The sequence below is a fragment of the Pseudoalteromonas sp. 19-MNA-CIBAN-0066 genome (genome assembly GCF_040308705.1).
Classification (GTDB): Bacteria; Pseudomonadota; Gammaproteobacteria; order Enterobacterales; family Alteromonadaceae; genus Pseudoalteromonas; species Pseudoalteromonas nigrifaciens.
Map to the genome: position 1 here is coordinate 1 of NZ_JBEONZ010000352.1, position 247 is coordinate 247.

Here is a 247-nt window from a genome sequence, read left to right on the forward strand (position 1 = left end):
GGGTTGTATGGTCAAGTAATGAAGCGCACATGGTGGATGCCTTGGCAGTCAGAGGCGATGAAAGACGTGACAGCCTGCGATAAGCTTCGGGGAGGCGGCAATATCCTGTGATCCGGAGATTTCTGAATGGGGAAACCCACTTACCATAAGGTAGGTATCTTGTACTTGTACAAGAAGCGAACGAGGGGAAGTGAAACATCTCAGTACCCTTAGGAATAGACATCAAATGAGATTCCCCAAGTAGCGG

The 247-nt window shown here is 49.0% G+C and carries 1 rRNA gene; it reads left to right on the forward strand.

The annotated features are described in order from the left end of the window. Positions 1-9: 9 nt before the first annotated feature. A 23S ribosomal RNA gene (locus AAEZ18_RS19400) occupies positions 10-247 on the forward strand; the annotation flags it as partial.